The organism is Kitasatospora sp. NPDC056800 (genome assembly GCF_042789775.1).
Classification (GTDB): Bacteria; Actinomycetota; Actinomycetes; order Streptomycetales; family Streptomycetaceae; genus Kitasatospora.
This window is the reverse complement of record NZ_JBHUAL010000055.1, coordinates 15,560-35,721: the sequence shown is the minus strand read 5'-3', so window position 1 is coordinate 35,721 and position 20,162 is coordinate 15,560. Positions and strand designations below refer to the sequence as shown.

At 73.3% G+C, this 20,162-nt stretch carries 14 protein-coding genes; 11 read left to right on the top strand and 3 right to left on the bottom strand.

Features of this window, described 5'->3' with window-relative positions:
* The first annotated feature begins 167 nt into the window (after positions 1 to 167).
* Positions 168 to 1,727: an amino acid permease gene (locus ACFRQN_RS15235; protein WP_380740792.1), complete on the top strand. Its 1,560-nt coding sequence runs from the start codon at positions 168 to 170 to the stop codon at positions 1,725 to 1,727.
* 128 nt (positions 1,728 to 1,855) lie between these two features.
* Positions 1,856 to 3,292, top strand: a complete 1,437-nt coding sequence (locus ACFRQN_RS15230; RefSeq protein ID WP_380740790.1) for a glycosyltransferase 87 family protein — start codon at positions 1,856 to 1,858, stop codon at positions 3,290 to 3,292.
* Between the two features lie 52 nt (positions 3,293 to 3,344).
* Here ACFRQN_RS15230 and ACFRQN_RS15225 read toward each other — a convergent pair whose 3' ends face one another.
* Positions 3,345 to 5,114, bottom strand: coding sequence for a penicillin-binding transpeptidase domain-containing protein (locus tag ACFRQN_RS15225; protein ID WP_074001273.1), 1,770 nt, complete (start codon positions 5,112 to 5,114; stop codon positions 3,345 to 3,347).
* Positions 5,115 to 5,300: 186 nt separating this feature from the next.
* Complete coding sequence (locus ACFRQN_RS15220) at positions 5,301 to 7,082, bottom strand: dolichyl-phosphate-mannose--protein mannosyltransferase (protein WP_082345966.1); 1,782 nt, start codon at positions 7,080 to 7,082, stop codon at positions 5,301 to 5,303.
* 106 nt (positions 7,083 to 7,188) lie between these two features.
* On the opposite strand from ACFRQN_RS15220, the gene rsmI reads away from it, so the two are divergent.
* The 7 genes from rsmI to ACFRQN_RS15185 all read left to right on the top strand — a co-directional run bounded on the left by rsmI (position 7,189) and on the right by ACFRQN_RS15185 (position 15,362).
* Positions 7,189 to 8,058: a 16S rRNA (cytidine(1402)-2'-O)-methyltransferase gene (gene rsmI, locus ACFRQN_RS15215; RefSeq protein WP_380740788.1), complete on the top strand. Its 870-nt coding sequence runs from the start codon at positions 7,189 to 7,191 to the stop codon at positions 8,056 to 8,058.
* 235 nt (positions 8,059 to 8,293) lie between these two features.
* A complete protein-coding gene (locus ACFRQN_RS15210; protein WP_181970659.1) occupies positions 8,294 to 8,719 on the top strand; it encodes a hypothetical protein in 426 nt (141 codons plus the stop codon).
* Positions 8,720 to 8,804: 85 nt separating this feature from the next.
* The gene (gene metG / locus ACFRQN_RS15205) at positions 8,805 to 10,427 is read left to right on the top strand and encodes a methionine--tRNA ligase (protein ID WP_049655605.1); all 1,623 of its coding nucleotides are present in this window, start codon (positions 8,805 to 8,807) and stop codon (positions 10,425 to 10,427) included.
* A gap of 1 nt (position 10,428) precedes the next feature.
* Positions 10,429 to 11,307, top strand: coding sequence for a TatD family hydrolase (locus ACFRQN_RS15200; protein ID WP_375876018.1), 879 nt, complete (start codon positions 10,429 to 10,431; stop codon positions 11,305 to 11,307).
* A 117-nt stretch (positions 11,308 to 11,424) separates the two neighbouring features.
* Positions 11,425 to 12,489: a 16S rRNA (adenine(1518)-N(6)/adenine(1519)-N(6))-dimethyltransferase RsmA gene (gene rsmA, locus ACFRQN_RS15195; protein WP_380740786.1), complete on the top strand. Its 1,065-nt coding sequence runs from the start codon at positions 11,425 to 11,427 to the stop codon at positions 12,487 to 12,489.
* A complete protein-coding gene (locus ACFRQN_RS15190) occupies positions 12,486 to 13,403 on the top strand; it encodes a 4-(cytidine 5'-diphospho)-2-C-methyl-D-erythritol kinase (protein ID WP_117489278.1) in 918 nt (305 codons plus the stop codon). Before rsmA ends, ACFRQN_RS15190 begins: the two co-directional genes overlap by 4 nt.
* Before the next feature lie 120 nt (positions 13,404 to 13,523).
* Positions 13,524 to 15,362, top strand: coding sequence for an ABC-F family ATP-binding cassette domain-containing protein (locus ACFRQN_RS15185; RefSeq protein ID WP_074001278.1), 1,839 nt, complete (start codon positions 13,524 to 13,526; stop codon positions 15,360 to 15,362).
* Between the two features lies 1 nt (position 15,363).
* Here the strand turns inward: ACFRQN_RS15185 and ACFRQN_RS15180 are convergent, their stop codons facing one another.
* Positions 15,364 to 17,343 (bottom strand): FUSC family protein, encoded by a 1,980-nt coding sequence (locus tag ACFRQN_RS15180; protein WP_380740783.1) that lies wholly within the window; start codon positions 17,341 to 17,343, stop codon positions 15,364 to 15,366.
* 542 nt (positions 17,344 to 17,885) lie between these two features.
* Here ACFRQN_RS15180 and ACFRQN_RS15175 point away from each other — a divergent pair.
* The gene (locus ACFRQN_RS15175; protein ID WP_375876022.1) at positions 17,886 to 18,401 is read left to right on the top strand and encodes a hypothetical protein; all 516 of its coding nucleotides are present in this window, start codon (positions 17,886 to 17,888) and stop codon (positions 18,399 to 18,401) included.
* Positions 18,402 to 18,444: 43 nt separating this feature from the next.
* The gene (locus ACFRQN_RS15170) at positions 18,445 to 20,103 is read left to right on the top strand and encodes a WXG100 family type VII secretion target (protein ID WP_380740781.1); all 1,659 of its coding nucleotides are present in this window, start codon (positions 18,445 to 18,447) and stop codon (positions 20,101 to 20,103) included.
* Positions 20,104 to 20,162 lie beyond the last annotated feature (59 nt).

Here is a 20,162-nt window from a genome sequence, read left to right as displayed (position 1 = left end):
GCGCTGAGCTGCTGCTTTAGCGACCGGGCGGAGGATGCGCCGTTTACGAAGTGTCCGGTTTGTACATCGATATGCGCCGATTCGTACAATGCGCTGGTTGGGACTGTTCGTTTGCGACACTGGTGCTTTCGCGGGGTACTGTCCCATGTTTGTTCGGTTGGTCCCCGATGACACCCCCTGGCACGTCGGGTGACCGACTGCAAGGACACCCTCCCCCGCCCAGAAGGACCGTGGTTTTGGCCAGCAACACCATCGGTGCGCGTCTGCTGCGACGCAAGCCCGTCTCGACACTGATCGCCGAGACCGAAGGCGAGGACGTCCTCCCGGCCGGCGCACCCGAGGAGGGCGGGCGCTCCGGCATCCACCTGCGCCGCTCGATCGGCCTGTGGCAGCTGTCCTCGATCGGCATCGGCGCGACCATCGGCACCGGCATCTTCTTCGTGCTGAACACCGCGGTGCCCTCGGCCGGCCCGGCCGTCATCCTGTCCTTCGTGATCGCCGCGGTCACCGCCGGACTCACCGCGCTCTGCTACGCCGAGATGGCCTCCGCGATCCCGGTCTCCGGCTCCTCGTACTCCTACGCCTACGCCACCCTCGGCGAGGGCGTCGCCTTCGCCGTCGGCATCTGCCTGCTGATGGAGTACGGCGTCTCCGCATCCGCGATCGCGGTGACCTGGGCCGAGTACCTGAACAAGTTCCTCGACCTGACCTTCGGGGTCACGATCCCCGAGCAGCTCTCCGGGGCGCCGGACAGCGGCCACTGGTTCAACCTGCCGGCGCTGCTGCTGGTCTTCATGGTCTGCTTCCTGCTGATCCGCGGCGTCAGCGAGTCGGTCAAGGTCAACGCGGTGATGGTCGCGATCAAGATCGCGATCCTGCTGATGTTCATCGGCATCGCGCTCACCGGCTTCCACTCCGGCAACCTGACCCCGTTCATGCCGCTCGGCATCAGCGGCGTGCAGATCGCCGCGTCCAGCATCTTCTTCTCCTTCATCGGCCTGGACGCCGTGTCCACCGCCGGTGAGGAGGTCAAGAACCCGCGCCGCACCCTGCCGCTGGCGATCATCATCTCGCTGGTCGTGGTGACCCTGCTCTACATCCTGGTCGCGCTGGCCGGCATCGGCGCCCAGCCGTGGACCAAGTTCGACGGCCAGGAGGCCGGCCTCGCCCAGATCCTCCAGGACATCACCGGCCAGAGCTGGCCCGCGATCGTCTTCGCGATCGGCGCGATCGTCTCGATCTTCAGCATCACCCTCGTGGTGATCTACGGCCAGACCCGCATCCTGTACTCGATGGGCCGCGACGGCATGCTGCCCAAGCGCTTCGCCAAGCTCTCCCCGCGCAGCGGCACCCCGGTCTGGAACACCGTCGTGGTGGGCCTCGGCGTCGGCGCGCTGGCCGCGTTCATCCCGCTGCGGGTCCTGGCCGACATCACCAGCCTCGGAACGCTCATCGCCTTCTCGGTGGTCTCGATCGGCGTGATCGTGCTGCGCCGCACCCAGCCCGACCTGCCGCGCGGCTTCAAGGTGCCCGGCTACCCCGTCGTCCCGCTGATCAGCGTCGGCTTCTGCGTCTACCTGATCACCGGCCTGCACGCCGACACCTTCCGGGCCGGGGCGATCGCCCTCGTCGTCGCCGTGGTCGTCTACTTCGGCTACAGCATCAAGCACTCCCGGCTGGAGCAGGCCGAGCCGCAGTCCGCGCCCTCGGACGGCGCCGCCGGCTGACCCGGAGGCAAACCCCGCGTGAAGGGCCGCCGACCGCCACCGCGTCCGGCGGCCCTTTTCACGCCAACGCCCGTCCGGTGTCCGACACCATGGCGACAGGGCCCGGCTCCCACCCATAACCTTCCACCATGGTGAGCACCCGCACGCCCGGCTACCCCCGCCCGCGCGGCCGCTTCACCGGCCGCGGCGGAACGCCGGCCCAGACCTCCACGACCGAGGCGCCGTCCAGGCCACGACGGCCGCAGCGCGGCCTCTCCGTCCGGCCCTTCCCCCGCCAGCGCGGCGAGAGCACGTTTCCGCCCACGCCCGCCCGGCTGAACACCGCCCGGCTGGCCGGGCTCGCCTCGACACGGACCGTCCAACTGCTCGGCTGCCTCGTCGCGGCCGGCTGGGCCGCCGCCTTCCCGCTCGTCTCCGACCTGCCCAACCAGCGGCAGTGGGGCCTGATCGCGGCCCCCGGCTACGTGCTGGCCGGAGTGCTCTGCCTGACCCTGCCGCGCCGCTTCGCGGCCAAGGCGGCCGCCTCGGTCGCCCTGGTCGGGGCCGTCCTGGTGCCGCTCGGGCTGCTCGCCCTGCAGGGCCGCCACCAGTCCGAGGTCATGGTGGTCGAACGCTCGGCCCACCTGCTGCTCACCACCGGCACCGCGTACCTGCCGCACCCGGCGGTGGTCACCGACTACAACCCGTACCTGCCGGCGATGTCCCTGTTCGGGATGCCGCGCCAGCTGTTCGGCGACTCCACCGCCGTCGCGCGGGTCGCAGGGGACGCCCGGATCTGGTTCGCGCTGACCTTCTTCGTCTGCATGCTGGCCGCCTGGCGGCTGCTGCGGCCCGCCCGCCCCGGCGGCGGCGACGGGCGCGCGCCGCTGCTGCCGCTGGCCGTCCTCACCGCCTCGCCGCTGATCGCGCTCGCCCTGGTGGTCGGCGGGGTGGACCTGCCGCTGATCGGCGTCTGCTGCCTGGCCATGGCGCTCGCCGAGCGGGACCGCACGGTCGCCGCCGGGCTGGTGCTCGCCCTCGCCTGCACCCTGAAGTGGACGGCCTGGCCCGCGCTGCCGGTGGCCGTCCTGCTGCTCTGGCGGCTGTACGGCCGGCGCCCGGCGGCCCGGACCGCGTTGATCGGGGTCGGGGTGAGCGCGCTGGTGATCCTGCCCTCCGCGCTGACCCAGGCCGACGCGCTGCGCGAACAGGTGGTGCGCTTCCCGCTCGGGATGACGGCGATCCGCACCCCGGCGGGCAGCCCGCTGCCCGGCAAGGTGCTGGCCGGCTTCGGGCCGACCGGGCACGCGATCTCGCTGGCGCTGATGACCGTGGCCCTGGTCGCGGTGGCGATCTGGCTGCTGGCCCGGCCGCCGGTCTCCGCGATCGCCGCGGCCGACCTGCTGGCCGCCGGGCTCGCGATCGCCTTCATGCTGGCCCCGGCCGGGCGGTTCGGGTACCTGGCGCTGCCGGCGGTGCTGGTGATCTGGCCCCGGCTGGCGGCCCGGCGCTGGAGCAGCCGGCGCCCGGTCCCGCCGGGCCGGGTGCGGCGGGGAAGGCCGCAGCCCGCCCTGCCGCGAGGCTGAGCGGGCTGTCGGCGGCCCGCCCGGCTCCGGGCGGGCGGGGGTTTGCGGGGGCTCAGCGGCCGCCGGCGGCCTTCAGGATGGAGGCGACGGCCGGGCCGGCCGCGTCCACGCCGTGGCCGCCGCCCTGCACCTCGGCGGCCACCGCGACGTTGCCGCGGTAGGCGGTGAACCAGCTGTTGGTGACGTCGACCCCGGCGACCTCGGCGGAGCCGGTCTTGGCGCCCGCGTTGTCGGTGATGCCGGCCATCACGTCCCTGGCGGTGCCGCCGGTGGCGGTGGCCGCCATCATCGCCTTCAGCTTGGCGTCGACGTCCGGGGAGAGCGGGCGGGCGGCCTTCTGCTGCGGCAGCTCGGCGACCAGGATCGGCTGCTTGAACTCGCCGCTCTGCACGGTGGCGGTGACCGAGGCGATGGCCAGCGGGTTCATCTGGACCTTGCCCTGGCCGATGTAGTTCATGGCCTGCTCGTCCTTGCTGCCCGGCGCCGCCGGAACCTTGCCGTCGGTGTTCGGCAGGCCGGTCTTCCACTCCAGGCCGATGCCGAACACGTCCTTGGCCGTGCCGTTCAGCGTCTCGGGCTTGAGGCTGGTCAGGCCCTGGTTGATGAAGGCGGTGTTGCAGGACATCATGAAGTCCTGCTGGAGCGTGTTGTTCGGGAAGGCGCCCGGGAACGAGTTCGGGATCGCGTGCGGGTTGCTGCTCTTCTCCGGGCAGGCCACCACGGTGTCCGGGTTGACGCCGTTCTCCAGCAGCGCCGCCGAGGTGACGATCTTCATCGTCGAGCCCGGGGCGAGCAGCCCGGCGAAGGCCCGGTTCTGGCCGGTGGCCGGCGAGTTGGCGAAGGCCAGCACCTGACCTGTGCTCGGCTCGATCGCGACGATGGAGCCGGGCTTGCCCGCCAGGTCGGTCATCGCCTTCTCGGCGGCGGCCTGGAGGGTGTTGTCGATGGTGAGCTTGAACGGCTTGCCGGGCTTCGGCTCGACGATCGTGAACAGCTTGTCCTGGGGGCCCTTGCCGGCCGGGTCGGAGATCACCACCGCGCTGCCCGCGTCCTGGTCCTTGGCCGGGTCCGGCGGCAGCAGCTTGTTGGCGTTGTCCTGGAGGGTGGTCAGCAGCGACTGGGTGAGCGAGGCGCCCTGGACCGGCTTGCCGTTGCGGTCGACCACGGTGGACGGCGGGGCGAAGACCGGCTGGACGGCGATGGTCTCGTTGCCGGACAGGTGGGGGTGGATCACCGACGGCGCCCAGTGCACGGCCGGGGTGTTGTCGCTCATCTTCACGACGCCCAGGAAGCCCTGGTAGTCCCAGGCCCGGTTGGTGCCCGCGAACTCGGCGCGCGCCTTGTAGGACATCAGCGTGCCGGTGGGCGCGGGCGTGGCGGCCGCGGACGGCGAATCGCCGGCGCCCGGCGTGCCGGTGGCGCCCGGGGTCGCGGAGGCCCCGGCGGTCGGCTTGGCGGCCGGGGCGGGGGTGCCGGTGGCGGCGGAGAAGACCTGCTGGGTGGTCGGGCCGAAGGGGGTGAGGGTCAGCGCGCTCGGCTTGACCTGGTCCCGGAAGGCGGTCAGACCGGCCGTGGCCGCGGCTGGGTCGTCGGTCAGCGAGGCCGCCTTGGCGATGTCGCCGGCCGCCCAGGCCGTCAGGAAGTCCTTCAGTCCGGCCGTCGCCTGGTCGGCGGTCGGCGGCTCGGCGACCACGGTGCGCGGCTTCTTGCCACCGGATACGCCGTCCGACTCGCTCACCAGGCTGTACACGCCGTAGCCGCCGCCCGCGAGGACGGCGATGGACACGCCGGTGATGATGCCGATCTTCGCGCCACTGCGCATGGTGCAGGTCCCCCAGGGGTCTCGCGGCCGGGCGCAACCGGCGGGGCCGGAAACGCGGTACCCCTCCACCCTAGGCAGCGCGGATCGGTGCGCCGGCGAATCGCCCGGCACTTGTGACGGATCTGGTACGTGTTGTGCACCGCATACGGACGGTTCGCGGGAACGCGGTGTGTCCGGGGCGGCGGGTCAGATCCAGGTGTTGAACCACATCCGGCGGCGCCAGTCCTCCAGCGGGATGGTCTGCCCGGTGAACAGCGGGTAGAAGAAGAGGAAGTTCCAGACGATCAGCAGGACCAGCAGTCCGGCCGCCGCGGAGCCGATGATCCGGCGGTCCCGGGAGGCGCCGGCCGGCCCGATCAGGGCGCCGATCAGCATCGTCACCGCGAGCACCAGGAACGGGACGAAGACCACCGCGTAGAAGAGGAAGATCGTCCGCTGCTGGTAGGCGAACCAGGGCAGGTAGCCGGCGGCCAGGCCGCAGAGCAGCGCGCCGGCCCGCCAGTCCCGCCGGGCCGCCCAGCGCCACAGGCAGTAGGCCAGCGCCGCGATGCCCGTCCACCACAGCAGCGGGGTGCCGATGCCCAGCACCTCGCGGGCGCAGTCGGCGGCGGTGCAGCCGGCCTGGCCGTACTTGGGGGACTCGTAGAAGAAGGACACCGGCCGGCCCAGCACCAGCCAGGACCACGGGTTGGACTGATAGGTGTGCGGGTCGCTCAGGCCGACGTGGAACTCGTAGACCGTGGTGTGGTAGTGCCACAGCGAGCGCAGGGCCTCGGGTATCCACGGGAAGTCGGTGGAGCGGCCGACCGCCCAGTCCCGGCCCCAGCCGCCCTGGCCGGGAGCGGTGCTGCTGGCGAACCAGCCCCACCAGGACGCGATGTAGACCGCGACCGCGACCACGACCACCGAGACGAAGGCCGGCAGCACGTCCCGGGCGAGCACCGCCACGAACGGGCGCGGGGCGCCGGCCAGGCGGCGGGCGCCGACGTCCCAGAGCACCGTGAGCAGCCCGAAGGCCGCCGCGACGTACAGACCGCTCCACTTGGTGGCGCAGGTCAGGCCGACGCAGACGCCGGCCGCGATCCGGTACGGGCGCCAGCCCAGGCCCAGCCGCTGGGCGAGCCGGGCGTCCTCGACCCCGCCCAGCCGCCGGGCCAGCAGGGCCCGGGTGCGGTCGCGGTCCAGCAGCAGGAAGCCGAAGGCGGCGAGGGTCCAGAACATCACCACCAGGTCGAGCAGGGCGGCCCGGCTGAGCACCAGGTGCAGGCCGTCCACCGCGAGCAGCAGGCCCGCCACGCAGCCCAGCAGGGTGGAGCGGAACATCCGGCGGGCGATCCGGGCCACCATCAGCACCGACAGGGTGCCGAGCAGGGCCACCGCGAACCGCCAGCCGAAGGGGTTCATGCCGAACAGCTGCTCGCCCAGGCCGATGATCCACTTGCCGACCGGCGGGTGCACCACGTACGAGGGCGTCGCCCGGTACGGGACGGCCGCGCCCGGCGTCATGATCGTGGTGTTGGCGTCCTCCGGCCAGTTGATCTCGTAGCCGCCGTGCCAGAGCGCGTAGGCGTCCTTGGCGTAGTACGTCTCGTCGAAGATGATCGCGTGCGGCTGCCCCAGGTTCGTGAACCGCAGGAGGCCGGCGAAGACCGCCACCGCGACCGGACCCAGCCAGCCGGCCCAGCGGCAGAGGAAGAACCACAGGCCCTGCGGCAGCGAGACGCCCAGCCGCAGCAGCAGCGGCGACTGCGGCACGTCCCGGGGCGTCACCCGGGGGCCGTCCGGCATCGGCGGGGCCAGGCGCTCGGTGAGCGTCCCGGTGGGGCGGGCCGTGTAGCCGAACCGGGCCAGGCGCTCGCGCCAGCCGGCCGGCCCGTCCTGCGGTGGGCGGGGGGACGGCAGGCCGACGCCGCCGTACGCGGAGTGGTCCGTACCAGTGGGCGCCTGGGCCGCCGTGTCGCCGTTCATCCGCCACATCGTAGGGGCGCTCTTCGCACGCGTGTCCGCTCCCTCGGAAGCTGACCGAATCGTCACCAAAAACCCCGGGCGCCCGACAGCTGCGAGGATGGGGACCGTGACAGGAGTACTCGTTCTCGCAGGCACCCCCATCGGCGACGTCTCGGACGCCCCGCCCCGGCTCGTCGACGAACTGGCCACGGCGGACGTGATCGCGGCCGAGGACACCCGGCGGCTGCGCCGGCTCACCCAGGCACTCGGGGTGACCCCGGCGGGCCGGGTGGTCTCCTACTTCGAGGGGAACGAGGTCGGCCGCACCCCCGAACTGGTCGAGGCGCTGCTCGGCGGCGCCCGGGTGCTGCTGGTCACCGACGCCGGCATGCCCTCGGTCTCCGACCCCGGCTACCGGCTGGTCGCCGCCGCCGTGGCCGCCGACATCAAGGTCACCGCGGTGCCCGGGCCCTCGGCGGTGCTCACCGCCCTCGCGCTGTCCGGCCTGCCGGTGGACCGCTTCACCTTCGAGGGCTTCCTGCCGCGCAAGAGCGGCGACCGGGCCCGGCAGCTCGCCTCGATCGCCGCCGAACCGCGCACCATGGTCTTCTTCGAGGCGCCGCACCGGATCGCCGAGGCGCTGACCGCGATGGCCGGGGCGTTCGGGCCGGACCGGCCGGCCGCCGTCTGCCGCGAGCTCACCAAGACCTACGAGGAGGTCAAGCGCGGGCCGATCGGCGAGCTGGCCGCCTGGGCGGCCGAGGGTGTCAGGGGCGAGATCACCGTCGTGGTCGCCGGCGCCCCGCCGGCCGCGCCCCAGGAGCTCACCCCGGCCGAGCTGGCCCGGCTGGTGGCCGTCCGCGAGGAGGCCGGGGAGCGCCGCAAGGAGGCCATCGCGGCCGTCGCGGTGGAGCTCTCGCTGCCCAAGCGGGAGGTCTTCGACGCGGTCGTGGCGGCGAAGCGGGAAGGCCTGGAAAGCGGCCTGGGAAAGGGGTGAATTCCGGGGGTTGCGTTGCTCACGGGGAGTCGTACCGTGGAGAGAAGGCCCCGGTAAACACCAGCTGAGCTGAAGTTTCGGCCGCGCTTCCCGGACCCTGCGAGGATTTTCGTATAGGTCTGACCAACGCGCATCCAAGTCTTCACAAGCCGGGCATCGGCCGGGGCGGTCCGGGCATTTCCTGGAAGGGAAAGACCCAGCCGGACGAGCGTCCGGCGGGCGCTGGGAGACGGCCATGAGCGATGTAGTCGGTACCCCCCGCAGTGGCAGCGCACTGAGCACCGCCGGTCTGGCCGGCCGGCCGCACACTCCCGTCGAGACCGTACGGGAGGCCTACTCCTTCGCGTGCCTGCGCTGCGGGTACGGCTGGGAGCAGGCGTACGACATCGAACACCACGTGGCCAACGACGGGCACGTCGTGTTCGAGTACCACGCCAACGGCGTCCGGGTGCCGTCCCCGCTGCTCAAGCCGACCTGCCCGGGCTGCGGCGGCCACACCGTGCGGATCATGCGCGAGGGCCGGGTCGCCTCCGCCGACCAGGCCTGGCAGCACGCCCCCGGCTACCCGGCGCACGCCGAGCCGGCCGGGGCGCCCGCGGCGGCCGAGCCCACCCGGCCGCGCGGACGCTGGGCCCGGTTCTGGTCGCGGCTGCTGGGCTGACACCGGGGCCACGGAACAGGGACCGCCCCCGGCCGGGAACAACTCGGTCGAGGGCGGTCCGCGTGCCCGACTAAGCTTTCCGACCATGGCGGCCACTGCAGACCACAGCACCACCGGGGCGAGCACCCCGGCGTACTACGTTTCCACCCCGATCTACTACGTCAACGATCGCCCGCACCTCGGCCACGCGTACACCACCGTGGCGGGCGACGTCCTCACCCGCTGGCACCGCCAGCGCGGCGAGAAGGTGTGGTACCTGACCGGCACCGACGAGCACGGTCAGAAGATCATGCGGACCGCCGAGGCGAACGGCGTCAGCCCGCAGGAGTGGTGCGACAAGCTGGTCGAGGAGGCCTGGAAGCCGCTCTGGCAGCACCTGGAGATCGCCAACGACGACTTCATCCGCACCACCGAGGAGCGGCACACCGCCCGGGTGCAGGAGTTCGTCCAGGACCTGTACGACAAGGGCGAGATCTACAAGGGCGGCTACTCCGGCCCGTACTGCGTCGGCTGCGAGGAGTTCAAGCTCCCCTCCGAGCTGCTCGACGGCGCCACCGGGGACGAGAAGCTCTGCTCCGTGCACAAGCGGCCCGTCGAGTGGCTGGAGGAGGAGAACTACTTCTTCCGCCTCTCCGCCTACGGCCCGCAGCTGCTGGAGTTCTACGCGGCGAACCCGGACTTCATCCAGCCCGCCTCGGCCCGCAACGAGGTGCTGCGCTTCGTCGAGCAGGACCTCAAGGACCTCTCGATCTCCCGCTCCACCTTCGACTGGGGCGTGCCGCTGCCCTGGGACGAGAAGCACGTCCTCTACGTGTGGGTCGACGCGCTGCAGAACTACATCACCGCGGCCGGCTACGGCAGCGACCCGGAGCGCTTCGCCGAGCTGTGGCCCGCCTCGGTCCACCTCGTCGGCAAGGACATCCTGCGGTTCCACGCCGTCATCTGGCCCGCCATGCTGATGGCCGCCGGGCTGCCGCTGCCCAAGCGGGTCGTCGCCAACGGCTGGCTGATGGTCGGCGGCGAGAAGATGTCCAAGTCCAACCTGACCGGCATCGCGCCCACCGACCTCACCTCGCACTTCGGCGTGGACGCGTACCGCTACTACTTCCTGCGGGCGATCCCGTTCGGCACCGACGGCTCGTTCTCCTGGGAGGACTTCACCGCCCGGTACACCTCCGAGCTGGCCAACGACTTCGGCAACCTGGCCTCCCGGGTCGCCGCGATGGTGGGCAAGTACTTCGACGGGGTGCTGCCCGCCGCCACCGCCGCGGGCGACGCCGAGCAGGCCGTCGCCGACGGGCTGACCAGGGCCGTCGAGACGGCCGACCGGAAGATCGGCGAGGAGCTGGACTTCGCCGGCGGCCTCGCGGCGATCTTCGAGTTCGTCAAGCAGGTCAACGGCTACCTCACCGAGCAGGAGCCCTGGAAGGTCGCCAAGGACGACTCGGCCGAGGGCCGGGCCCGCCTGGCCACCATCCTCTACACCGCCGCCGAGGCGCTGCGCGCCACCGCCGTGCTGCTCAACCCGGTGATGCCGACCACCGCCGAGAAGCTGTGGGTGTCGCTGGGCGCCGAGGCCGCCGGGCTGGGCGCGCTCTCCGCGCAGACCGTCGCCACCGTCGCCGACTGGGGCCGGCTGCCCGCCGGTGCCACCGTCACCAAGGGCGAGATCCTCTTCCCGCGCCTCGAAGAGAAGCCGACCGCCTGACATGGCCGCCAAGGACGACGCCCGGTCGACCCCGCCGCCGCTGCCGGAACCCCTGGCAGTGGCGGTGGCCGACTCGCACACCCACCTCGACATGCAGTCCGGCACCCCCGCCGAGGGCCTGGCGAAGGCCGCCTCGGTCGGGGTCACCACGGTGGTCCAGGTGGGCTGCGACGTGCCCGGCTCGCGCTGGGCCGCCGAACTGGCGGCGCAGTACGAGCAGGTGCACGCGGCCGTCGCCCTGCACCCGAACGAGGCGCCGCGGATCTTCCTCGGCGACGCGGACGGCTGGTCCGGCCAGCAGCGGAAGGCCGGCGGCGCCGCCGCGCTCGACGAGGCGCTCGCCGAGATCGACCGGCTCGCCGCGCTGCCGCAGGTGGTGGCGGTCGGCGAGACCGGCCTGGACTACTTCCGCACCGGGCCGGAGGGCGTGGACATCCAGAAGGAGTCGTTCCGCCGCCACATCGAGATGGCCAAGCGGCACGGCAAGGCCCTGGTCATCCACGACCGGGACGCCCACGAGGACGTCATCGCCGTCCTGCTGGCGGAGGGCGCCCCGGAGCGGACGGTCTTCCACTGCTACTCCGGCGACGCGCAGATGGCGAAGACCTGCGCCGAGCACGGCTGGTACCTCTCCTTCGCCGGCCCGGTCACCTTCAAGGCCAACCAGCCGCTGCGCGACGCCCTGCTCGCCACGCCGCTGGACCGGGTCCTGGTCGAGACCGACGCCCCCTTCCTCACCCCGCACCCGTACCGCGGCCGCCCGAACGCCCCGTACCTGATCCCGGTCACGGTGCGCTCGATGGCCGCGACCCTGGGCCTGGCCGAGGACGAGCTGTCCACGGCCATCGCGGCGAACACCGCCCGGGCCTTCGGGTACTGACGCCGGGGCCCCGGGGCCCGAGCGTGCGGTCGGGGCCCCGTCCGGATCGGCGCGTGGTCGGGCCCCGTCCGGATCGGCGCGTCCGGACGGCGGCCCCGGCGCCCGTATCCTTGGCGCGTGAGCACCACCGACCCCACCTCTGACAGCCGCCCCCAGCCTCCGGCCGGGGGGACCCCCTTGCTGGGCAGTGCCGACATCCGGGAGCTGGCGGCCGCGTTCGGCGTGAAGCCGACCAAGCAGCGCGGGCAGAACTTCGTCATCGACGGCAACACCGTGCGGCGGATCGTCCGGGCCGCCGAGGTGACGGAGCAGGACGCGGTGGTGGAGGTCGGGCCCGGGCTCGGCTCGCTCACGCTGGCGCTGCTGGAGGTCGCGCGGCACGTGACCGCGGTCGAGATCGACCCGGTGCTGGCGCGGCACCTGCCGGACACCGTCGCCGCCCGGATGCCCGGCAAGGCGGACGCCTTCGACCTGGTGTTCAGCGACGCCATGGAGGTCACCGAGCTGCCCGGCCCGGCGCCCACCGCGCTCGTCGCCAACCTCCCGTACAACGTCGCGGTGCCCGTCCTGCTGCACATGCTGGCGACCTTCCCCAGCATCGAGCGGACCCTGGTGATGGTGCAGAGCGAGGTCGCCGACCGGCTCGCCGCCAAGCCGGGCAACAAGGTGTACGGCGTCCCGTCGGTCAAGGCCAACTGGTACGCCGAGGTGAAGCGGGCCGGCGCCATCGGGCGGAACGTGTTCTGGCCCGCCCCCAACGTCGACTCCGGGCTGGTCTCGCTGATCCGCCGCGAGCCGCCGAAGACCACCGCCAGCCGCGAGGAGGTGTTCGCGGTGGTCGACGCCGCGTTCGCCCAGCGGCGCAAGACCCTGCGCGCCGCGCTGGCCGGCTGGGCGGGCTCCGCCGCCGGGGCCGAGCAGGCGCTCGCGGCGGCCGGCATCGACCACAGGCTGCGCGGCGAGATGCTGACGGTGGAGCAGTTCGCCGCGATCGCCGAGCACAAGCCCGCCCAGGCCGAGGGGGCCGAGGGAGCCGGGCAGCGGACCGGCCGGGCCGGGGCCGCCGAGCGCAAGCCGGTCCGGTCCGCGGCCGCCGAGCCCGGGGCCGCCGAGCCCGGGGCCGCCGAGCCCGCTGAGCCGGCGCCCGCGTCCGCCGAGCAGACGACCGAGGACAGCGAGTGATCACCGTACGGGTACCGGCCAAGGTCAACGTCCAGTTGGGGGTCGGCGGGCTGCGCGCCGACGGCTTCCACGACCTGGCCAACGTCTTCTTCGCCGTCGCCCTCGGGGACGAGGTCACCGCCACCGCGGCCGAGGGCGTGACGCTGAGCTGCTCCGGGCCGGACGCCGCCGCCGTCCCGCTGGACGACAGCAACCTCGCCGCCCGCGCCGCCCGGCTGCTCGCCGCCCACCACGGCATCGCCGACCCGGGCGTGCACCTGCACATCGCCAAGGCCATCCCGGTGGCCGGCGGCATGGCCGGGGGCAGCGCCGACGGCGCGGCCGCGCTGGTCGCCTGCGACGCGCTCTGGCAGCTGGACACCCCGCTCCCCGTGCTGCTGGAGCTGGCCGCCGAACTCGGCTCCGACGTGCCGTTCGCCCTGGTCGGCGGCGTCGCCCTCGGCCGCGGCCGCGGCGAGATCCTGGAGCCGCTGGCCGTCGAGGGCACCTTCCACTGGGTCTTCGCGGTCGCCGAGGGCGGCCTGTCCACCCCCGCCGTGTTCCGCGAGTGCGACCGGCTGCGCGAGGAGGCCGGCACCGGCTCCAGCGACACCGACGTCCCCACCCCGGACGCCGACCCGGCGCTGCTCGCCGCCCTCGCCGAGGGCGACCCGGTCGCCCTGGCCGCCGCCCTCGCCAACGACCTCCAGCCCGCCGCGCTCTCGCTGCGCCCCGCACTCGCCGCCACCCTGCGGGCCGGCACCGAGGCGGGCGCACTCGGGGCACTGGTCTCCGGCTCCGGGCCGACCTGCGCCTTCCTGGTCAAGGACGCCGAGGCCGCCGCCGCGGTCGCCGGGGCGCTGCGGGCCTCCGGCACCTGCCGGACCGCGCACGCCACCCACGGGCCGGTGCCGGGGGCGTCCGTCGCGGGCTGACGCGGTGAGGCCGCTGCGGCGGGCCCATTAGGCTGGGGAGATCGGGGTGTCCCGAGAGGGGCATCCGGCCGTCGAGCGGCGGGCCGCCCCGCGACCGCCGAACCCTGGAGCGCAGCACACGTGGCCGTCAACCTCGCCACCATCGAGTCCGTCACGAAGGTCTACGGCACCCGCGCCCTGCTGGACGCGGTCAGCCTGGGCGTCAGCGAGGGCGACCGGATCGGCGTCGTCGGCCGCAACGGCGACGGCAAGACCACCCTGATCCGGATGCTCGCCAAGCTGGAGGAGCCCGACGGCGGCCGGATCACCTGGAACGGCGGCCTCGAACCGGCCGTCCTCACCCAGCACGACTCGCTCGACCCGAAGGCCACCATCCGGCACGAGGTGATCGCCGGCCGGGCCGACCACGAGTGGCTCGGCGACGCCCGCATCCGCGACATCATCGAAGGCCTCTTCGGCGGCCTCGACCTGCCCGGCTTCGCCGACGGCCTGGACACCGTCATCGGCCCGCTCTCCGGCGGCGAGCGCCGCCGGATCGCCCTCGCCAAGCTGCTGCTCGGCTCGCCCGAACTGATCATCCTGGACGAGCCCACCAACCACCTCGACGTCGAGGGCATCAACTGGCTCGCCCAGCACCTGCAGAAGCGCCGCTCCGCGCTCGTCTGCGTCACCCACGACCGCTGGTTCCTCGACCAGGTCTGCACCCGGATGTGGGACGTCCAGAACGGCGAGGTGCACGAGTACGAGGGCGGCTACTCCGACTACGTCTTCGCCCGCGCCGAGCGCTCCCGGATCGAGGCCGTCGAGGAGCAGAAGCGCCAGAACATGGCCCGCAAGGAGCTGGCCTGGCTGCGCCGCGGCGCCCCCGCCCGCACCTCCAAGCCGCGCTACCGGATCGAGGCCGCCAACGCCCTGATCGCGGACGTGCCGGACCCGCGCGACAAGTCCGAGCTGATGAAGTTCGCCAACGCGCGGCTCGGGAAGACGGTCTTCGAGCTGGAGGGCGTGACCGTCACGGCCGGCCCGAAGCTGCTGCTGGAGAACCTCACCTGGCAGCTCGGCCCCGGCGACCGGATCGGCCTGCTCGGCGTCAACGGCGCCGGCAAGACCTCGCTGCTGCGCGCGATGCGCGACGCGTACGCCTCCGAGGGCGACGTCCAGCCGGCGTCGGGCGTCATCAAGGTCGGCAAGACCGTGCGGCTGGCCTACCTGTCGCAGGAGGTCGCCGAACTGGACCCGGCGACCCGGGTGCTCCAGGCCGTCGAGCAGGTCCGCTCGCGGGTCGACCTCGGCAAGGGCCGGGAGATGAGCGCCGGCCAGCTGTGCGAGCAGTTCGGCTTCGGCAAGGACAAGCAGTGGACGCCGGTCGGCGACCTGTCCGGTGGCGAGCGCCGCCGCCTCCAGCTGCTGCGGCTGCTGATGGACGAGCCCAACGTGCTCTTCCTGGACGAGCCCACCAACGACCTGGACATCGAGACGCTCAACCAGCTGGAGGACCTGCTCGACGGCTGGCCCGGCTCGATGGTCGTCATCAGCCACGACCGCTTCTTCATCGAGCGCACCACGGACACCGTCCACGCGCTGCTCGGCGACAAGAAGATGCGGATGCTGCCGAACGGCGTCGACGAGTACCTGGAGCGCCGGGCCAGGATGGCCGCCGCGGCCACCGCCGCCGCTCAGGCCGGCGCCGCCGCCCCGACCGCCACGGCCGTCGCGGAGGACGGGGGCGCGGCCCCCGCGCTGTCCGGCGGGGACCTGCGGGCGGCGAAGAAGGAGATGCAGAAGCTGGAGCGGCAGATCGCCAAGCTGGACGAGAAGGAGTCCAAGCTGCACGCCCAACTCGCCGAGCACGCCGCCGACTTCTCCAAGGTCGCGGAGCTGGACGCGCAGCTGCGCGCGGTCCGGGACGAGAAGGAGGAGCTGGAGATGGGCTGGCTGGAGCTGGCCGAGCAGGTCTGAGCTAGTCGTCCGGTCGGGCACGGAGGAGCGCTTCGAGCTCCTCCGCCGCACGGCCCAGCGCGCTGCGCGTCGGGTCGTGCGGGGCGGGTGTTGCGACTGTCGGGGTCGCCGCGGCTGCTGGGGGCGTCGGGGGTGTCGGCGCGCTTGGGGCCGTCGGCGGGCGGTGCGCGCGGGCGCTGGCGGTCAGTTCGTCCAACGCGCGCCGCACCCGGTCGACCTCGGCCGGGTCCGGCACCCGGCCGCCGTACCGGATCTGCGCCGCGAAGGCCGCCACCGCGCCGCCCAGCCGCTCCAGCGCCGCCGTCGCCGGCAGCCACCGCTCGGCCAGCCGGCCGGTGGGCGGCGGCTCGGCCAGTCCCTGCTGCACCTCCCGGCGGGCGTCCGCCAGCGCCCGGTAGGCCGTACGGCGCAGCCACACCTGGGCGGTGCCGGTCCGGCCGCCGTCCTCGTCGCTGCTCGGGACGTCGTCCTGGCCGGCGCCGCGGACGACGGCGTCCAGGTAGGCCCGCAGCGCCGTCGTCGCGTCGACCAGCCTGGGCTCGATCCGGTGGCGCGGGCGCTCCGGCCACAGCAGGTAGCCGAAGAGCAGCACGATCGCGCTGGCCAGCACGGTGTCCAGGACCCGGGGCCAGAACTCGGCGGCGCTGCTCTGCCCGCCGAGCTGGAGCAGGACCAGCGCCATCGGCGTCATCACCACGGTGTTCAGCCCGTAGTGCGCCGCCGTGGCGTACGGGAGCAGGGCCACGCAGCCGGCGGCCATCGCGGTCAGCGCCCACTCGTCGGTGGTGGCCATGAGCAGAGCCGCGGTCACCGCCACCCCGAGCACCGTGCCGACCGAGCGGCTCACCGCGCGCAGGAACACCGAGCCGAGGTCCGGCTTCAGCACGAAGGCGATCGTCATCGGCACCCAGTAGCTCTTGCTGAGCGGGTAGTTGGCGGTGACCGCCGAACCGACCGCGATGCACAGCGCGACCCGCAGCCCGTACCGGACCGAACCCCGGGACAGCAGCCGCACCCGCAGCCGCCAGGGGTCCGGCGGCGGCGCGGGGGCGGTGCCGAGCCGGGTGTCGCGGCCGGCCACGGTGTCGGCGGCGGCGCGCAGGGCCACGTCCAGGGCCTGCCGCGAGGGGGTGTCGGGCCGCCAGTCGGGGACGGCGACCTCGCCGCCGCCCCGCCGCACGGCGGCCGCCAGCCGGTTCGGCACCTCGGCCACCTCGGGCGGGACCGGGCGGCGCGCCCACAGCAGGCCGGTCGCCGCCTCGGTGGCGGCGAGGGCGGCCTCGTACATCCGGGCCCGGCGGTCCCTCCGATGCGTGCCGAGGAGGTCCTGGAGCTGGTTCAGGCGGGCCGTCAACACCTGGCGGGAGGCCCCCGCCCGCGGGCCGCCCAGGTCGGCGAGAGTACGGCCGAGCGCGTCGTACGCGGCGGCCAGCGCCCGGTTGCGCGGATCTGCGGCAGGCCGGTTCGGCGCACCCGCCGGCAGCCCGAGCAGCACCACGAACGCGGCCCCGACCGGCAGCATCGGCGCCGCCGCCCACCACGGCTGCGGCAACGGCATCCCACTGCCCAGCGCCGCCGACACCAGCAGCAGCATCCCCGCCGCCGAACCGCGCGGACCGGTCGCACTCAGCGCACCCGAGGCGAAAGCGGTCAGCGTCAGCACGACACCCAGGACGAGGCCGTCCGCGTCCGCGTGCTGGAGCGCGGTGCCGATCAGCATGCCGAGCGCCGAGGCGAGGACCGCCGTCCCGATCCGGGCGGCCCGCAACCTGCCCGGCTCGGCCCGGTCGTTCATCGTCGCGTGCATCGCCCCGAGCCCCGCGAACACCCCCAGATCCAGCCGGTGCACCAGCAGCCCCACCGCCAACGGCACCGCCATGCCCACCGCCGCCCGCACCATCAACGCCACCGGCACCGGCGGCCGCGCGGGCCGCGCGGCACGGGCCCACCAGGGGGAAGGGGAGACGTCGGGAGAGCTCACGCGGTCACGTCCGTTCTGCGGCCTGGGGTCGCTGCTGTGCGACATTGCGCGGCAGATGGGGCGTACCGGGTCAGTCTACCCAGGCCGTCCGCGGCGGCTCCCACATGTCAAGTTCGTACCGATCGCGTACGGGCGGGCCAAGGTCCCTGCCGGTCCGACAGAGGCGATGGCTACGATGACGGAGGCGGAAACCGTCCACAGGGCGGACGGTGTACCGACCAGGACGGTACGACCCAGAAGTTGACGGTGTGTTGCGGAACGCGGCCGCCCGGGACGCCCCGGGCGCGGCGGGCCGTACGGGGGAGAGGTGAACTGCCGTGGCAGGCAATGGTGCAACTAGTTCGGGGACGCCGACTCCGTCAGCGAGTCCGTCGCCCAGTCCTACGCCGACACCCTCGGCGAGTCCTACGCCCAGCCCTTCGCCGAGTCCGGCCCCGAGCCCTACGACGACTGCCGCGCCCAGCCCTTCGGCCAACCCGGCACCCAGCGCGTCGGGGGCCGACCCGGGCAGCCAGGGGGCGTCCGGCGGCTCGGCGCCGTTCATGCTGGACCAGCAGTTCCCATGGCCTTTCGGCGCGATCAACATCGCCCCCATCGTCAGCACCGTGCAGACGAACGTCAGCGCCGGTGACCTGGTGGCGGCCTTCGGCAAGCAGGACGTCCAGATCGAGCTCGACACGCTCAAGACGTTCGCCGGGAAGGTCGAGGCCCTGCTCGCCGCGATGGAGGGCTCGGCGGCCGCGCCGTACAAGCTCCAGGAACAGAAGGTCACCCAGGGCAGCTTCGTCAACGGAGCGGACGCCGGGAGGTTCCCGGAAGCGGTGGCTCTGAACACCGCCTACGGCAAGGTGCACGAGCAGCTCGTCAAGCTCCACAAGGACTTCGTGGCTCAGATCGAGGCGATGACGACGGCGGTCGCGAAGACGGCCAGCTCGTACGCGAGCAACGAGGAGCAGACGACAGCGGCTCAGAACGCGGTGGCGAAGGACGCGGGCGTCACCTCGCCGTCGGCGGGGTCGAACGGGACTGCACCGAAGTCCAAGGACATGAACTTCTGACAGCGGTGCGGGGAGAGACCTACGGGGAGACGGGGAGCACATCATGGCAGGAACAACAGACTTCGGCGGTATCGACCACCCTGTACTCAAGGGGATGGTCGACGGCGCGAAGCCGACAGAGGTACTGAAACGAGCGGGCCAGCTCCAGGACGCCGGCCGCGTCCTGTCGGAGCTCAGCACTGCTCTTCAGGCACACCTGGGCAAGGTCACCTGGGAAGGCCCGGCGGCCGAGAACTTCAAGACCTGGGTCGGGAACCTGTACAAGTCCGCGGCGATCATTTCGCAGCACGCCACGACCGCCGGCGGCGCGATGACCCAGGCCGGCGAGGCGCTCAGCACCGCCCGGTCCGCGGTGCCCAAGCCGCCGGAGACCGAGATCCAGACGATGAACAGGCACAACAGCCAGTCGACTCTGCTCAACGTCCCCCAGCTTGCCGTCGGCCAGACCGTCGACGACTACATGAAGACGGTCAACCCCAAGTGGGTGACGGCGGCGGAGTTCAACCAGGCCAAGGCGAAGGTCGAGAAGGAGCACCAGGAAGCCATTCTCCAGATGGAGAAGCTGGCCCAGGCGTACAGCGCTGCGACGACGACGCTGAACGGGATCGACGACAACGTCTCGTTGCCGGGGACGCCTGGCACCGGCGGTGACCGCGACAGCAAGACGACCTATCCGGTTGGCGGCGGAAGCGGTGGTGGCCAAGGGGGTTCTGTCCGCAATCCGCGTTCGGGTGGCGGAAGCGTCGGCGGTGGCTCCGACCCGTCCGGTGGCGGCGGCTACGGCGGAGGAAAGGTCCTGCCCCGTGACCCGGGCTCGGACGGCCCCGGCCCGTCCAACCCGGGCAACACCCCGCCCCCGCCGCACGGTGGCGGCGGCCAGCTGCCGCCCGCGCCGCAGGACCCGGGGACCTCGATCCCGCCGTCGTACCCGTCGGACCCGGTCAACCGTCCGGGCACCGACCTCAACAGCCTGCCCACCCTGCCGACCCTGCCTACGCAGACCGGCCCGTACGGCCCCGGCGGCGGCCAGCTGCCGACGGACGGACCGACCACCCTTCCCGGCTACCCGAACGGGCCGAGTGGCCCGGGCGGCGGGCCCGGCGTTCCCGGTGGCGGCCCGGTCACGGGCTTCCCGGGTGGACCGGGCGGCGGCACCGTCCCGACCAAGGGCGGTGGCAGCGGGTACGTCCCGGGCAAGGGCGGCGGCCAGATCCCGGTGCGCACGACCCCGTTCGGTGGCGGCCCCGGGCAGGGGAGGAGCGGGACTCCCGGGCTGCCCAGCGGGACGGTCTTCGGCGCCCGTGAGGCGGGGCCGGGAGGCGGCGGCCGGGTCGGTGGGCCCGGTGGCATGGGCGGCGGCATGCACCCCGGCATGGGCGGTGCCCACGGCGGTGCGGTCGGCGCCGGCGGAGGCTCGCGCGGCCGGGGCCTGTCCTCGACCACGGGTGGCACGGTCGGTGGCCGCAAGGGCCCGACGGCCGGCGGGGAGTTCACGCCGGGCGGTACCGGTCTACGCAACCGCGCGGCGGGTGTCGGCGAGGGCGGCCCCCAGGCCAGGCAGAACGGCATGATGGCCCCCGGAGCGGCGGGCCACGGCGGCCGGAAGGAGCGCGACCGCCGCCAGCGGGCCGACTACCTGCACGAGGACGAGGAGACCTGGACCAGCGGTACGCCGCACAGCAATCCGGACGTGATTGAGTAGGACGGCAACGACTGCCCGGCCACTGGGCATCCCCAGTGGCCGGGCAGTCTTGTTCGGGG